Source organism: Cloacibacillus porcorum, assembly GCF_001701045.1.
Taxonomy (GTDB): domain Bacteria; phylum Synergistota; class Synergistia; order Synergistales; family Synergistaceae; genus Cloacibacillus; species Cloacibacillus porcorum.
In genome coordinates, this window is record NZ_CP016757.1 from 3,524,524 (window position 1) to 3,540,298 (window position 15,775).

A 15,775-nucleotide genomic window follows, 5' to 3' on the forward strand; every position below is an offset into this window, starting at 1 on the left:
CGCGTCGTTGAGGATTTAATATAGCGCGGTGGAGGACATTCTTGTAATGAATAACAGTACGGCTAACCTTTTTAAAGATGGTTCCTTCTGGCTGCTGGACGATTACACCGATGGCGTCTACATCAGCGATACCGAAAACCATCATCTGATATATATGAACAACGTCGGCCGCCGCATGTTCGGCATCGCGCCGGACGCCGATATCAGAGAGCTCCTCTGCCATGAGGTGCTGCACGGCTGCGGCACGCCATGTTCCTTTTGTATGCCGGAGCTGCTCTCGGAAAACAGATATTATGTCTGGGAACAGTTCAACAACATCATAGGCAAACATGTCGTCCTGCGTGACCGCCTTATAAAGGTAAACGGCCGTACGCTCCGACTGCAGACTATCACAGAGGCCGAGACAAAGGAGCAGATGGAACGGCTCATCACCACCAAAATACATACGGAAAATACACTGTTGGGCTGCGTCAGCGCCCTTGCGGACCAGGGAAATATCCACGGCGTGGAAAAATCCGTCACCGACATCCTGCGGGCGATCGCCGATTTCTATTCCGCTGACCGCGCCTATGTGCTGGAGCTTGAGCGCCCGTCGCTGGATATGCGCCACACCTATGAGTGGTGCCGCGCGGGGGTCGCCTCCGAGATCAATTCCGTGAGCAGCATAAACCTCTCCAACTTCCGTCAGCGGTGCTTCGCAGAGGGTACCAACATGATAATTAAAGACATCGAAGCGCTGAAAGAGAGCGATCCAGCGGAGTACGCGCGGCAGAAAAGCCGCGGCGTCAAGACCATTTACGTCGTTCCCTACATGGAGGGAGACGAGGTCAAGAGCTATGTCGGCGTGGATAATCCCAAACTGAACCTTAAAAACTTCTTCATGCTCAAGACGCTGACTCTGCTTATCGCCAACCAGATAGGCCAGTATCGGCTGCGCTGCCAGCGGGAATACGGGATCTATCACGACACGCTTACTGGACTGTCGAACCGCAACGGTTATAACACCTATAAGATGACTATATCGGAGGAACGGCTGCGCCGCGTCGGAGTCGCGGTGGGCAATCTTAACGCCCTAGACCAGCAGAATCGTGACTTCGGCACCGAGGCCGGCGACAGCACCGTAAAAGTGGCGGCCACCTATCTGGACAGACACTTTTCCGGGGATATGCTCTTCCGCTTCGAGGGCGACGAATTCATCATTATCTGTGAGGACATCCCCTTCTCCGACTTCGTCGCAAGGGTCGAGGCTGCGGAGAAAGAAATCTGCGAAAAGACCTCATGCGGCATCGCGGTCGGTTACACCTGGTCCGAAAAAGAGGTCCAGCTCAGCGAGATGCTCCATCAGGCCAAGCTGCACATGATTGAGAAGAAAAAGCTCTATTACAACTCAATAGAGGGAAAATCCAAATACAACAGCAAAAAAATACTTGATAACCTGAACGCCGAGATCGCCAAGGGGCGTTTCCTCGTCTACGTCCAGCCCAAAATCACCGTCGCGGAGAGCGGCCTTTACGGTGCGGAGGCTCTCATACGCTACAACAGCCCGGACTATGGCGTGATTCCGCCGGTAAAATTCATCCCCACCCTTGAAAAAGAGGGGCTGATCCGCCACATTGATTTCTTTGTGCTGGAAGAGGTCTGCAAACTCATAGCGAAGTGGATCGCCGAAAAAAGGACTCTCGTTCCGGTATCGGTGAACTTCTCGCGCACCACCCTGCTCGAAAGCCGCATCGCGGACAGCATCGAGGAGATCGTCGACAGGTACGGCATACCGCATGAATATATCCTCATAGAGATAACGGAATCGGCGGGATACATTGAGAAAGATACCTTCATTTCGATCGGAAAGATACTGACCGCACGCGGCTTCAGCCTCTCACTCGACGATTTCTGCTCGGAATACTCCTGCGTTTCACTACTCGGCGCCCTCAAATTCAGGGAGGTAAAGTTTGATAGGAGCATGATCTCGCAGCTTGGCGGCGGCGAGAAGACCGCCGACACCGTATGTGAAACGATGGTGGGGCTCTGCTCAAAGCTCGGCTATCCGGTGGTCGCCGAAGGAGTCGAGACGGAGGAACAGCTTGAAATACTGAAAAAATTTAAGTGCGACGCGGTTCAGGGTTTTTTCTTCGACCGCCCGATGCCCGCCGACGAATTCGAGAAAAAATACATATACTCCCAGAGCTGACGCCGACTATTCGCTGAAGAGCGTCTCATTCGCGATGACTTCGCCGACGGTCTCCCGCCTGGAACGACGGCTTTCCATCGCCCGCTTTTCGATATACCGGTGCGCGCCACTTTCCCCTATCCTATAGCCTGCCGCCATAAGGACTTAGCCGCAAACCTTTACTATCAAAAAGCGTCCACTAAAGAGGGAATCCGCCACTCTTTTATGGACGCCGTTGTTTATGCCCTTTATAACGTGCATAGACTATTACACATTAATTCTTTTATTGTTAATAAATAAATTAAAAACACGATTGAATATAAATCATATAAAAATAAATATGCCATATTAAGCATATTTATATGAAAAATAAGCATAAAATAAATGCTTGACATCAGCTTAATATAAGGGTACTATATCCAGCATCAAGGAAATAGATGTTTAAACATTTATTTTTAAGATAGATTTAATAAAAATGTTAGCTTTTATTAAAGATAAAAAGAGGTATTTTTTCCACATCCCTGACGGCCATCGGAGATGAGAAAGGTGCCTCTTTTATTTTAAATGCCATTCCGCATCCCATATCGCAGGGCTTTTTACACCACTCCAAAAAGCTGCCCTCGGGTTTTTCGGGGGTAGTTTTTAAATAACTTACCGAGCCCGAGCACATCTTTCCAAACACAAACACCGGCCGCAGCAGAGAACAACCGCTCCGCTGCGCCCCTCGACCTGTCCAGCGACAGGTAAAGAGGAATGCGGCAAACGGTAGTACCACCGGCAATGGAGCGCTTAACTGCCGGGTTCGGCATGGGACGGGGTGGACCCACTCCCTTGTTACGCACAGAATAAATAACACAAAAAACGACCCCAAGGATTTCCTCAGGGCCGTTCTTCAAATTAATTCTAGCGGCGACCTACTCTGACAAACAAACTAGCCGACCTCGCACAAAAGGCAGAACCGGCCTTTTGGCTCCCTGGCCATCCCACGGATACCCTCCGCAGTACCATCGGCAATGGAGCGCTTAACTGCCGGGTTCGGCATGGGACCGGACGAACACATCTCGTCTCGTACCACATAACGGCTCCTCACAAAACAAAACAAGAGAGGGAAGTCTCAATTGACTTCCCTCTCTTGCTTAAATTAATTCCGGCAACGACCTACTCTCCCACGGATACCCTCCGTAGTACCATCGGCGATGAGAGGCTTAACTGCCAGGTTCGGCATGGAACTGGGTGGGACCCTCTCTCTATTATCACCGGAAACTTTATGAATAAACGTTTTCACGTTTACCTGCTTTGTCATTTTCCCAGCTAACTGACTAAGTTCGAAGACGAAAATCATAGATTTTCTTTCTCACTTATCTATTACCACTAGAAACTTTATGAATAAACGTTTTCACGTTTACCTGCTTTGTCATTTTTCCCAGCTAACAAACTAAGTTCGAAGACGAAAATCAAAGATTTTCTTTCTCACTTATCTATTATCACCGGAAACTTTTATATCAGCCCTCTCAGGCGGATAAAGGATTTATGAGGTTAAGGCCTCGGTGTATTAGTATTGGTCAGCTCAAAGGGCGTTACCCTCTTACACCTCCAACCTATCAAACCGGTCGTCTGCCGGACACCTTACTTCTTTGACGAATGAGGTATCTCATCTTGAGGCCGGCTTCCCGCTTAGATGCCTTCAGCGGTTATCCGATCCGTACATGGCTACCCAGCTTTTACTCCTGGCGGAATAACTGGTTCACTAGCGGTACGTCCATCCCGGTCCTCTCGTACTAGGGACAGTTCCTCTCAAATACCTTGCGCCCACAGTGGATAGGGACCGAACTGTCTCACGACGTTCTGAACCCAGCTCACGTACCGCTTTAATGGGCGAACAGACCAACCCTTGGGACCTGCTTCAGCCCCAGGATGCGATGAGCCGACATCGAGGTGCCAAACGCCGCCGTCGATAGGAACTCTCGGGCGGCATCAGCCTGTTATCCCCGGGGTAGCTTTTATCCGATGAGCGATGGCCTTTCCACTCAGGACCACCGGATCACTAGGACCAACTTTCGTTTCTGATCGATCTGTCAATCTCACAGTTAAGCCACCTTATACCCTTACGCTCTGTAGATGTTTTCCATTCATCTTGAGGTGACCTTCGCGCGCCTCCGTTACTCTTTGGGAGGCGACCGCCCCAGTCAAACTGCCCGCCTGACAATGTCCCGCATCACGATTCAGTGCCTGCGGTTAGAATCCCAGCACAATAAGGGTGGTATTCCAACGACGGCTCCATAAAGTCTGGCGACCTTATTTCACTGCCTCCCACCTATCCTATACATACTATACCGAAATCCAATATCAAGTTACAGTAAAGCTCCACGGGGTCTTTCCGTCCTACTGCGGGTAACTGGCGTCTTTACCAGTACCACAATTTCACCGGGCCCACTGTCGAGACAGCGCTCAGATCGTTACACCTTTCGTGCAGGTCGGAACTTACCCGACAAGGAATTTCGCTACCTTAGGACCGTTATAGTTACGGCCGCCGTTTACTGGGGCTTCAGTTCAAAGCTTCGCCTTGCGGCTGACCTCTCCCTTTAACCTTCCAGCACCGGGCAGGTGTCAGACCCTATACTTCGGCTTGCGCCTTCAGCAGAGTCCTGTGTTTTAGTTAAACAGTCGCCTGAGCCTGGTTTCTGCGAACCAAAGATGCTTACTATGTAAAATATTCACATCTCCAGCCACTCCTTCTCCCGAAGTTACGGAGTCAACTTGCAGAGTTCCTTAACAATGGTTATCCCGTTCACCTTAGCCTTCTAAGCCAACCCACCTGTGTCGGTTTTGAGTACGGGTTCGACAGTTCTCCATAGAAGTTTTTCTCGGCAGCCGAGCATTTGCACCTTCTCGAATTGGATTCTTCCACGTCAGTTCTCGGCCTTGGAGAGAAAGGGATTTGCCTCTTTCTCAAGCCTACTACTTTGTACCGGGATTTCCATCACCCGGCGTGCATAGCTTTCTGCGTCACTCCATCTGTCAAACGAACTGCCAAAGGGCAGGATTGTCTACCTGCTGTCCATCGACTACGCCTTTCGGCCTCGCCTTAGGTCCCGCCTAACCCTGGGTGGATGAACCTTCCCCAGGAATCCTTGGGTTTTCGGTGAGTGTGTTTTTCGCACACTTTTCGCTACTCATGCCGTCATTCTCACTTCTATATTGTCCACATGATCTTACAATCATGCTTCGTCCTGTATAGAACGCTCCCCTACCAGTCAATGGATATTTCCACTGAATCCGAAGCTTCGGCGCCATGCTTAGCCCCCCACATTTTTGGCGCAGGGACGCTCGACCAGTGAGCTGTTACGCACTCTTTCAAGGATGGCTGCTTCTGAGCCAACCTCCTGGCTGTCTGGGCATCCCCACATCCTTGTAACACTTAGCATGGGCTTTGGGACCTTAGCTGTCGGGCTGGGCTGTTTCCCTTTCGACTACGGATCTTCGCACTCGCAGTCTCACTCCCAATCCAGATCTGCAGGTATTCTGAGTTTGATTAAGCTCGGTAGGCAGTGCTGCCCCCTCACCTATTCAGTGCTTTACCCCCTGCAGTCTTACCGATTGAGGCTGCACCTCAATGCATTTCGGGGAGAACCAGCTATCACCATACTCGATTAGCTTTTCACTCCTATCCACACCTCATCCAGGCCTTTTTCAACAGGCTGTGGTTCGATCCTCCAACCGGTGTTACCCGGTCTTCAATCTGGACATGGATAGATCGTATGGCTTCGGGTCTATAGCATGTGACTTGCGCCCTGTTCAGACTCGCTTTCGCTGCAGCTTCAAACCTTGTAGTTTTTAACTTTGCCACGTACTATAACTCGACGGCTCATTTTCCAAGAGGCACGAGGTCACTTCCTAAGAAGCTCCCTCTGCTTGTTAGCACGAGGTTTCAGGTCTGTTTCACTCCCCGTCAGGGGTGCTTTTCACCTTTCCCTCTCGGTACTGTTTCACTATCGGTCGCTGAATGTGTTTAGCCTTGGACCGTGGTCGGCCCGGATTCGTACGGAATTTCACGTGCTCCGCATTACTTGGGTGTCTGTCTAAGAGGCTTTTTTATTTCACTTACTGGGCTTTCACCGTCTTTGGCTCGATTTTCCAACTCGATTCGGTTATAAAAAAGTTTTGTAACTCTTTTGGAGTTCTGCAGGACTCCGCGACAGATCCCTCGACCCCAGCTGCACAACGCCTGCAGGCTTGGCATGCAGTTGGTTTAGGCTTCGCCCCTTTCGCTCACCACTACTTGGGGTATCTCTTACGATTTCTTTTCCTCCGGGTACTGAGATGTTTCACTTCTCCGGGTTGCCGCCCGTTTTACGGGCTCACAGGTTGCCCTGTGAAGGTTGCCCCATTCAGAGATCCGCGGGTCAATGGATGCTTGCTCCTTACCGCGGCTTTTCGCAGCTTGCTACGTCTTTCTTCGGCATTCAGCGCCAAGGCATTCCCCTCGTGCTATGTTGTACCTTAACCTCATAAATCCTTTATTCACCCGTTGCCGCCGGTTATATGCGCCATCTACTTCGCGACGGCGCCTCGCCTTTCGCTCCAACGTATCGATATACGATTCCGCTCCAGCCGAGACGCTGTCGCTTCGCAGCTGACGCATCTAACCGGCGGATTTTACGTTTGGGAGTTTCCGGCTTCAAAACCTGCGGTTTTGAAGGGCTTTTTGTCATGGTTCGTGCACCACAAAAAGAATGAGAAAGCAAAAGGTCCACAACAGTATTTTGTCTCACTAAAAGATTTAGCTCATTTGTTTAGCTGCCGCTTTACGCGGCTGCTCCTTAGAAAGGAGGTGATCCAGCCGCACCTTCCGGTACGGCTACCTTGTTACGACTTCACCCCCCTTACTCGGCGCACCTTAGACGCTTCTTTCCCTTACGGGTTAAGCCTGCGGCTTCGGGTGCCCCCAACTCGGGTGGTGTGACGGGCGGTGTGTACAAGGCCCGGGAACGTATTCACCGCAGCTTGGCTGATCTGCGATTACTAGCGATTCCGGCTTCATGTAGTCGGGTTGCAGACTACAATCCGAACTGGGACCGGCTTTTAAGGATTCGCCAACTATCACTAGCAAGCTGCCTTCTGTGCCGGCCATTGTAGCACGTGTGTCGCCCTGGGCATAAAGGCCATGATGACTTGACGTCATCCCCACCTTCCTCCGCCTTGTCGGCGGCAGTCTCTCCAGAGTGCTCAACTTCACTTGTTAGCAACTGGACATAGGGGTTGCGCTCGTTGCGGGACTTAACCCAACATCTCACGACACGAGCTGACGACAGCCATGCAGCACCTGTTCAAGCTCTGTAGCAAGCTACAGTCCCTCAACTTTCATCTCAGTACCACTTGTATGTCAAACCCAGGTAAGGTTCTTCGGTTTGCATCGAATTAAACCACGTGCTCCACCGCTTGTGCGGGCCCCCGTCAATTCCTTTGAGTTTCAGTCTTGCGACCGTAGTCCCCAGGCGGGATACTTAACGCGTTAACTACGGCACGGATGAACTGCTTCACCCACACCCAGTATCCATCGTTTACGGCCAGGACTACCGGGGTATCTAATCCCGTTCGCTGCCCTGGCTTTCGCACATGAGCGTCAGTTGTGTGCCAGGAAGCCGCCTTCGCCACTGGTGTTCCTCCCGATATCTACGCATTTCACCGCTACACCGGGAATTCCACTTCCCTCTCACATACTCTAGACCGACAGTATCTATCGTAGAACGGAGGTTGAGCCTCCGCCTTTGACGACAGACTTAACGGCCAGCCTGCGTGCGCTTTACGCCCAGTAATTCCGAACAACGCTTGCCCCCTACGTATTACCGCGGCTGCTGGCACGTAGTTTGCCGGGGCTTCCTCGTGTGGTACCGTCATTATCTTCCCACACAACAGGGCTTTACATCCCGAAGGATTTCTTCACCCACGCGGCGTCGCTGGGTCAGGGTTGCCCCCATTGCCCAATATTCCCCACTGCTGCCTCCCGTAGGAGTCTGGACCGTCTCTCAGTTCCAGTGTGGCCGGTCGACCTCTCAGTCCGGCTATCCGTCTTGGCCTAGGTGGGCCGTTACCCCACCTACTAGCTGATAGAACGCGAGTCTCTCAAATACCGGATTGCTCCTTTTACCCGAAGGCTTATGGGGTATTAGCAGACGTTTCCATCTGTTGTCCCCCTGTATCCGACAAGTCCTCACGCGTTACTCACCCGTCCGCCACTAAATTACGATTAAAGCAAGCTTTCTTCGTAATTTCGTTCGACTTGCATGTGTTAGGCACGCCGCCAGCGTTCGTCCTGAGCCAGGATCAAACTCTCCGTTTGATTCCCAGCCTACTCTTTCGCTGACCGTCCGTTCCGGTCTCCCGGCTCGGACTTTTTACTCTTGGGACCACACATCCTTATCTTCCTCCATACCCGCTTGCGCGGCTCTGAACTCAGATTCGGTGTATGTTTCTTTTGCTTTCTCTTTATTCTTTTTGTCATGGTGCTCGCTGCGGGCCGTTTCCGGCGTGATGCCGGATTTGGGCGCAACAAAAGTAAGTATATTATTTTTTCGTCGAATCGTCAACCCTTTTGAACTGCTTTTTTATAAGGACACCAGACCTCGTGTCTTTGGCTATTTTAATCTTATCACTGACATTACCGACATCGCTGCTTTATATTTTTTATGAATTTGCAAGTATCTTCCACACGCGCACGCAGTGATGCGAAAGTTTCCAGCGCTAATGACGCTAATGAAGCCCCTTAAAAACAAGAATGCGGGGAAGGCAAGCCTTCCCCGCTGCGTTAGAGCGAAAATATTTTTCGCGGCTAGTAGCCGGTCTTGTCCGAATGGCGCTGAAGCATCGCCATGTTGTTGTTTACCTTTTTGAGGTAGTTGTGCGCGATGCCGCCGTAGTAACGGTTGAGGGCTTTCTGCACTGTCCCGTAGGCACTCATGTAGCGCGACAGGATAAGAACCCCCGCCTCTACGCCGCGCTCGGGATCGAACATGTGGTCGCGGGTCGGAGCGATGCCCTTCGCGCGCAGCATTCCGTTATGCACCTTCCACATGACCTGCATTACCCCCAGCGCTCCCGCTTTGCTCTGCGCCGAAGGGTTAAAGCGGCTCTCCGCCTTTGCGATACTGACGACGAGATCCGAGGACACGTTGTATTTGACGCTGTAAAATACCAGCGCGCAGGCCTCTCTCCAGGCTGTTTTTGCGGAAATTTTGGGATTTACCTTTCTTATAAAGGCCGCTACGTTCGCAACTTTCTTCTGTTTAGCGGGAGCGAGCGTACCCAGCTTGTTGAGTGTGCTGAGCGGATGCTCTTCCTGCCAGACCCCTATGTGCTGCTCGGTCAGCCCCTGGTGTTTCAGCGCGGCATAGATGGATTTGTCAAACGGCGCTGGGGATTTTTCCTGCGGAGTCTCTTTCGGGCTTTCGCCAGTCTCGGTCTGTTCGGTATAGACGACGGCCGTCTTGTTCTCCGTCATCACGACATTCTCTGTTAGAGCGGTTTCACTAACTGTTGTAATTACTGTGCCGTCCGAGAGGGTGCTATGTGTTTTCGGTGATGATTCCGTACTGCTCATTCCGGCCTTCGGGTGCATTATTACCGAAATGAAGAGCAGGAGCATCACTGCGATCTGCGACAGATGAAAATGCCGCTTTTTCATTATTTTTCGCATATTGACCTCCTTGCGAGTTTGGAAACGCGGAAAGTAATATCAAAAAATTTACGGTTTAAATTTTCTGAATAGTGCTGTCCGCGGGCACTCTTAACGCATGAAATATGATAACGGCAAGAGTCAATAAGTCAAGCTCAAAATAATAAATACCGTGCTTTCAAATGTTACATCAACGCATAACTTTAAATAATAGGTTGATTATAGGTATTAAACGACAATTTCATTAAAGATCAACGACCGTCAGCCTTTATTTTTATTGCAGGCAAGCAGCAAAATTCCGCAGAAAAGTATACCTACGCCAAGCGACGCTATCCATGAGAGACGTTCGCCAAGCAGCACTGTAGAGAGGAGCCAGGCGGTGAGCGGCTCGGAGAGCGACAGTGTGTAGGCCGTCCCAAGCTCAATATTTTGTATTCCAATAGTAAATAATGTGTACGGGATGATGGTGCTGAGGAAGGTCAGCAGCGCCATGCATAGGGCGCCGCGCGGCTCAAGCATCCAGGAGATGTCACCAGCAAGCAGCCACGGCAGCGCCATGAGGCCGCTTACGGCGCTGACGACCGCAATAACGTCATAGGGGTCACGCTTTATGAGGCGCAGCCCCACTCCCTCGAGCGCGTAGGAGAACGCGGCGCTGAAGGCAAGAAAGACGCCGAGGACGGAGACGGAGAGGGCGCCGGTGTTGCCGCCCAGCACGAGCATGACGCAGCCGGTCACCGCCAGTATGGTAGCGGCGTACCAACGCCACGGCAGCTGTTCTTTAAATAGTATCCGCCCGAAGATGCCCGCGAGCGGCGGGGCGCTGCCGATCGCCACCATCGTACCGACGGCGACGCCGGTGAGACGCACGGCGGAGAAAAATGTGAGCTGATAAGCGGCAAGCCCAGCGGCGGCGAGCAGCACGCCCCTCACGCTCCAGCCGCCGCGGAAGAGTTCGCCCCTCTTTTTTATCAGCATATATATAAGAAGCACGACGCCCGCGAAAGCGACGCGCGCCGCGCCGATGGAGAGCGAGGAGGCCCCATTCGGCGTGAATGCCTGTATCGTTCCCGTCGTGCCCCAGCACATTCCCGCCGCGATGACGCATAGTGTTCCCTTTAGGGTATTTTTCGATATCTTCATGGCTCTGTCACGCAAAGCCCGTTTAGCGTCAGCCGGCGCCCGCCGACATGCGGCGTACAGGGTGGGCGATATCCGGCAGCAGCTCCCAGATGATTTCACGTTTATCTTTGACGGCGGCGAGCGCCTCTTCCGAGAGGGTCCATATCTCAAAGGGCTCGGCACCCGCCGTGAGCGCCGTGCCAAACCTCGCAAGCCTCTCGCACCGTGCGGCGGCCTGCTGTTCGCTCTCTGATACGAGCAGTAACTGGCAGATGCTGTCCTGTTCCTGGGTATCTATATCAAAGAAATCGGGCATCATAACGAGGCGCTGGAATGTCACCCACCGTCTGAATCTGCCGATCTCGCGCAGCTCCTCCGCCTCGTCGCCGCTGTCGAAGCTGAAGAGGAAGCGGTCGGTGTTGATGAGCCGCAGCGGATCGTTTGGATGTCCCTTAAAATTCTCGTATTGCAGGTAGTCGTAGCGACAGACGTAGAGGATATCGGGAGTGAAGGTGTCAACCAGCGCCCGTTTTTCCTCAAGCCATTGGGCCGACCTCTCAACAGCGGCGGCCATACGCTCTTTTCGTCCACGAAGCCCGGAGAGGGGGAATTTTTCTTCCATCTCCCGCTCCTCTTTTCCCTCCATGTAGGGCCAGGTCAGTTCACTGCCCGCCACGTGGAAGAGTTCTTCGTCGGCGGTCCGCGGAAATATCTCCAGCGCGGGCGAGGCGTAGTATTGTTTTATGCCCCAGCGCTGCAGGTGGGCAGCGTTAAGACGTTTGAGAAAGTTTCCCGCCCTCGCGGAGCGCGCACGGTCCCGCGGAGCCTCTCCAGGTTTTTCTTCGATGAAGTTTTCCAGTGCAAGGCGTTTGAATTCGGCGACGCCGGCCTCGCTGAGCGAATAGACGCCCGCCTCCTGCCGGATCAACCCCTCTTTTACGAGCTTTTCCAGCGCGGAGAGGTCCACGCCCTCCCGGGCGAGCATCTCCTCCGTCCAGCAGGGATAGAGGGAGTCAAAGAGGGTGATAAGCATCATGTTGTCAATCATATTGCGGTGACCTCCGTCGTTTGATTTACCGCTATTAATGATATTATCTATTCCCTCTTTGATAAAGCGACAATAATTAAAAGCGGCTGTGAGAAAAATTCACAGCCGTCCGCGATGCGTAGAGATGATAGCGGCCGCTACATCTCAGGGATCATACGTTTCGCGTATTCGATGAATTCACGCGCGGCGGGAGAGGCCTTCGAGAGCGAGGGCAGCGCGATGCCGAAATTTATGCGGCAGGGAGGGTCGAGCGGCAGGATCGCCACTTTGTTGAGCCTGCCTTTGGTTATCAGTTCGTTCATGATGCTCATGCCGAGACCGCATTCTATCATCGATATCGCGGCATAGTTTTCTATGGTGGAGAAGGCTATTTTAGGGGATATTCCCGCCTCTTCAAGGATGGCGGCGATATCCTCGTCCCGGCCCAGCGCCGGCATGATAAATTTTTCGTCGCGGCAGCGCGCGAGCGGATAGGAGGGGGAGGAGGCCAACGGATGGTCGAGGGGCAGCACGGCGACGACGGGGTCGTCGCGAAGCGGTATCCAGGCGCATTTCATCTTCGGACGCCAGGTATAGAAGCACATTTCAACGCTGCTGTCGTCAAGCCAGCCCTGGAGCTCCTGCCTGATGCCCTCGCGTATCTGGATCGCAACGCCGGGATAGTCGGCCTGAAAGGCCTTTATAACGTGCGGAAGCCATTGTATCGAGACGCTCGGATATGTACCGATCGTGAGGCTGCCGCTTTTAACGCCGCGAATTTCCGCCATCGTATGCGCGAGCCGCTCGTTGCATTTGAGCAGCTCGCGGAGCGCGGGCGCGAGCCGCAGGCAGTTGTCGGTGGGAATGACGCCGCTCGTGCTGCTGATGAAGAGCGGGAAGCCAAGTTCGTTCTCAATCGCGGCGATCATGTGCCAGATGCCCGACGGAGTGTAGCCGTAGTCTTTGGCCACCTTCGAGAGGTTCCTGTAGTCTATCGCGTCCAGCAGTATTTTGCATTTTTTCAGGTCCATCTCTTGTCCCCCACACACCCCGCAGCCGGCGCTTTCGCCCCTACCAGGGCAGTTTAACGACGATCTTTTTTATTTTACAGGGCGTATCCCCAACATTCGCCCCCGGACGGTGCCCGTCCCACGGCGCCAGCAGCACCGCCATTTCACGCGAGAGTTTCACGTTCTGTCCCTCGCCGCGGTAAAAGGCGATGTCGTCTTTTTCCGCGTAGGCAACGGTCTCCGTCAGCTCCGCAAGCGGCGCGTAGCCAAGCAGCTCCTCCCCTTCGAGGACAAGCTGGAGGTCCCAGTATCTTTTATGGGCCTCGAAGGGTATCTCCTCCTGCGGCTTCGTCTCATATTCCCCGAAGCGCAGGTCAAGGGGCGCGAAGTCCATCTCTTTTAGCTCTTCAAAGCTTTTTTCACGCGCTGCCGAGAGAAATTCTGTCAGCTGGCTCACGCGCGGCATGTATTCCGGCAGTTCGGTGATGAAGCGCTCCACTGAATCATATATCATCTGTAGTCTTCCACCTTTCGTATAATCTATTTTATCTCTTCTATCTTTATGCTGAGCTCTTCCCATTCTTCGTAGAGCTCTTTTAGTGTCTCTTCCTTTTCTTTGAGTTCGATCATCAGGCTCTGGATACGCTGGGAGTCCGCAAGCACCTCCGGCGAACAGAGCAGGCCGTTGATCTCCTCTTTGCGCGCCTCAACATCCGCGATCTCTTTTTCGCAGGCCGCGAGCCGTTCAACAAAATCTTTTTTCGCGCGGTAGAGGCGGTTGCGTTCTTCGGCCTCGGCACGCCGCTGTTCCTTCGTCCTCGCCTCCTGGCGGCTCTCCGCGGCGCTCGCGCGCAGTTCGGCGGCAAGTTTTTCCGCGGGGTCGGCCTTCGCCGCGGGAGCCGGCGCATCGCGTCCGGCTCTTTTCTCAATGAACCACGAATAGTTGCCTGGGTAGTCGTAGAGCTTCCCGTCGCGTATTTCTACTACGCGGCTCACGAGGTCGTCGAGGAAGGCGCGGTCGTGGGAGACGATCAGGATGGTGCCGCCATATTGGAGCAGCGCCTTTTGGAAGAGCTCCTTCGTCCCGTAGTCGAGATGGTTCGTCGGCTCGTCAAGGATCAGCAGGTTGGACTCGGAGAGCAGCATTTTAAGCAGCCCCAGACGCGATTTTTCACCGCCCGATAGGACGGAGACCGGCTTGTATATTTCATCGCCCGAGAAGAGGAAGGCTCCGAGCAGGTTGCGCTTCGCCCCTTCGAGCAGCTTTGAACCGGTGTTGTTGACCTCCTGCCAGATCGTGCGGCTGTAGTCGAGGTTCTGGGCGCTCTCCTGCGAGAAGTAGGCTTTTTTGACGTTTAAGCCAAGCTCCGCCGTACCGGCTGTGGGCTCCTCGCTCTGGTTCAGCAGGCGCATCAGCGTCGATTTGCCCGCGCCGTTGACGCCGACGAGCGCGACGCGCTCCCCGCGCTCGATCACGAGATCCACATCCCGGAATACGGTATGGTCTCCATAGCTCTTCGCAAGCCCCGAGGCCCTTATCACCTCGCGGCCGCTGCGCGGGCTCTCCGGAAATTGGAAGTTCACGCTCTTTGAGGGGCCCTCCAGCTCCGTTATCTCCATTTTTTCCAGCTGCTTGATACGGCTCTGGACCTGGCGCGCCTTTGTCGCCTTGTAGCGGAAACGTTCGACAAAGCGCTGTATCTCGTCGATCTTCTCCCGCTGCTGCTCCCACTCGGCTTCGAGGCGCGCGCGGCGCTCCTCGCGCTCCGTGAGGAATTTTTCGTAGCCGCAGGAGTAGAGGTTTATCCGGCCGTTCGCGAGCTCCGCCACCGAGGTGACCATGTTATCAAGGAAGCGGCGGTCGTGCGAGACAGCGATGATTGTGCCGCGGTAGTCGCGCAGCCACGATTCAAGCCATTCCATGCTCTCGGTGTCAAGATGGTTCGTCGGCTCGTCAAGCAGCATGATGTCCGAGTGCGAGAGGAGCAGCGCGGCGAGCGCGATGCGCATCTTCCAGCCGCCGGAGAATTCGGAGGTGAGCCTTTCGGCGTCACGCTCCGGAGCGAAGCCCAGACCCTTGAGCACCTGCTTGGCCTCGACCTCGAAGCCAAAGCCGCCCTTGGATTCGAACAGCCGCTGCAGCCGCTCATGCTCGGAGAGCAGCCCCTTCACCGCCGGGTCGTTTTCGCCGAGCAGCGACATCCGCTGTTCACAGGCGACAAGCTCGCGTGAAAGCTCAGTCAGTCCGGCGCGTTCCTTGAGATATTCTATGAGGGGCAGCTCTTTGATCTCCACAAGGTCCTGCGGCAGATAGCCGACAGAGTGCCCCTTGGGCATCGTAATGGTGCCATCATGGTCGGCGCCCCCCGCCAGCACGCGCAGCAGCGTCGTCTTGCCCGCGCCGTTGTCGCCGACGAGACCGATGCGGCTTTTGGGCGTGATGAACCAGTCGATGCCGCGCAGGACCTCCTGTTCGCCGAAATTTACCTTTAAGTCTTTTATCTCAATCATCTTGTGATGACTTCCTCCATTTTAAATACAATTTATATATTATAGTTGGAACGGCCCGCAAAGAAAATAGCGGCAAGCGCACCCGCGGTTCGCTCCCCGGGAAACCTTTTATTCTTAGCGCAAAGCGTGGACGGGGAACTGCGCGTTCTGAATAGGGACTCCTCCAGCATGAACAATTTGAGATATTTTTATATTTCCGCACGATAAAAGATATTTTAAGCATTAAAATACGCTTGATTTTATGCTTAAGTAGTTGTATAAAAGTA

At 53.5% G+C, this 15,775-nt stretch carries 9 protein-coding genes and 5 rRNA genes; 1 reads left to right on the top strand and 13 read right to left on the bottom strand.

The genetic code is table 11. The annotated features are described in order from the left end of the window. Positions 1-46 precede the first annotated feature (46 nt). A complete protein-coding gene (locus BED41_RS15745; protein ID WP_066748534.1) occupies positions 47-2,188 on the top strand; it encodes a sensor domain-containing diguanylate cyclase in 2,142 nt (713 codons plus the stop codon). 6 nt (positions 2,189-2,194) lie between these two features. On the opposite strand, the gene BED41_RS16865 is transcribed toward BED41_RS15745, so the two are convergent. The 13 genes from BED41_RS16865 to abc-f form a co-directional block, all read right to left on the bottom strand. Next, positions 2,195-2,326 carry a hypothetical protein gene (locus BED41_RS16865; protein ID WP_268217932.1) on the bottom strand — a complete coding sequence of 44 codons (132 nt, stop codon included), beginning with the start codon at positions 2,324-2,326 and terminating at the stop codon, positions 2,195-2,197. A 319-nt stretch (positions 2,327-2,645) separates the two neighbouring features. After that, positions 2,646-2,849 (bottom strand): hypothetical protein, encoded by a 204-nt coding sequence (locus BED41_RS15750; protein WP_066748537.1) that lies wholly within the window; start codon positions 2,847-2,849, stop codon positions 2,646-2,648. 32 nt (positions 2,850-2,881) lie between these two features. Next, positions 2,882-3,011: ribosomal RNA gene (gene rrf / locus BED41_RS17030) — 5S ribosomal RNA — on the bottom strand. A 117-nt stretch (positions 3,012-3,128) separates the two neighbouring features. Then, positions 3,129-3,246, bottom strand: a 5S ribosomal RNA gene (rrf, locus tag BED41_RS17035). 66 nt (positions 3,247-3,312) lie between these two features. After that, a 5S ribosomal RNA gene (gene rrf, locus BED41_RS15755) occupies positions 3,313-3,428 on the bottom strand. Positions 3,429-3,699: 271 nt separating this feature from the next. Next, positions 3,700-6,673 (bottom strand): 23S ribosomal RNA (locus BED41_RS15760). 318 nt (positions 6,674-6,991) lie between these two features. Continuing rightward, positions 6,992-8,507: ribosomal RNA gene (locus BED41_RS15765) — 16S ribosomal RNA — on the bottom strand. Together the 16S, 23S and 5S rRNA genes form the textbook arrangement of a ribosomal RNA operon. Positions 8,508-8,996: 489 nt before the next feature. Then, complete coding sequence (locus BED41_RS15775; protein ID WP_084002529.1) at positions 8,997-9,860, bottom strand: lytic transglycosylase domain-containing protein; 864 nt, start codon at positions 9,858-9,860, stop codon at positions 8,997-8,999. Positions 9,861-10,100: 240 nt separating this feature from the next. Beyond that, positions 10,101-10,982 (bottom strand): DMT family transporter, encoded by an 882-nt coding sequence (locus BED41_RS15780; RefSeq protein ID WP_066748547.1) that lies wholly within the window; start codon positions 10,980-10,982, stop codon positions 10,101-10,103. Positions 10,983-11,010: 28 nt separating this feature from the next. Then, positions 11,011-12,009, bottom strand: coding sequence for a hypothetical protein (locus tag BED41_RS15785; protein WP_066748555.1), 999 nt, complete (start codon positions 12,007-12,009; stop codon positions 11,011-11,013). A 137-nt stretch (positions 12,010-12,146) separates the two neighbouring features. Then, positions 12,147-13,019 (bottom strand): LysR substrate-binding domain-containing protein, encoded by an 873-nt coding sequence (locus tag BED41_RS15790; protein WP_066748558.1) that lies wholly within the window; start codon positions 13,017-13,019, stop codon positions 12,147-12,149. A 40-nt stretch (positions 13,020-13,059) separates the two neighbouring features. Further along, on the bottom strand, positions 13,060-13,512 hold the full coding sequence (locus BED41_RS15795) for a NanQ anomerase/TabA/YiaL family protein (RefSeq protein ID WP_066748561.1): 453 nt from the start codon (positions 13,510-13,512) through the stop codon (positions 13,060-13,062). A 26-nt stretch (positions 13,513-13,538) separates the two neighbouring features. Next, positions 13,539-15,509 carry a ribosomal protection-like ABC-F family protein gene (abc-f, locus tag BED41_RS15800; protein ID WP_066748564.1) on the bottom strand — a complete coding sequence of 657 codons (1,971 nt, stop codon included), beginning with the start codon at positions 15,507-15,509 and terminating at the stop codon, positions 13,539-13,541. Positions 15,510-15,775: the final 266 nt, after the last annotated feature.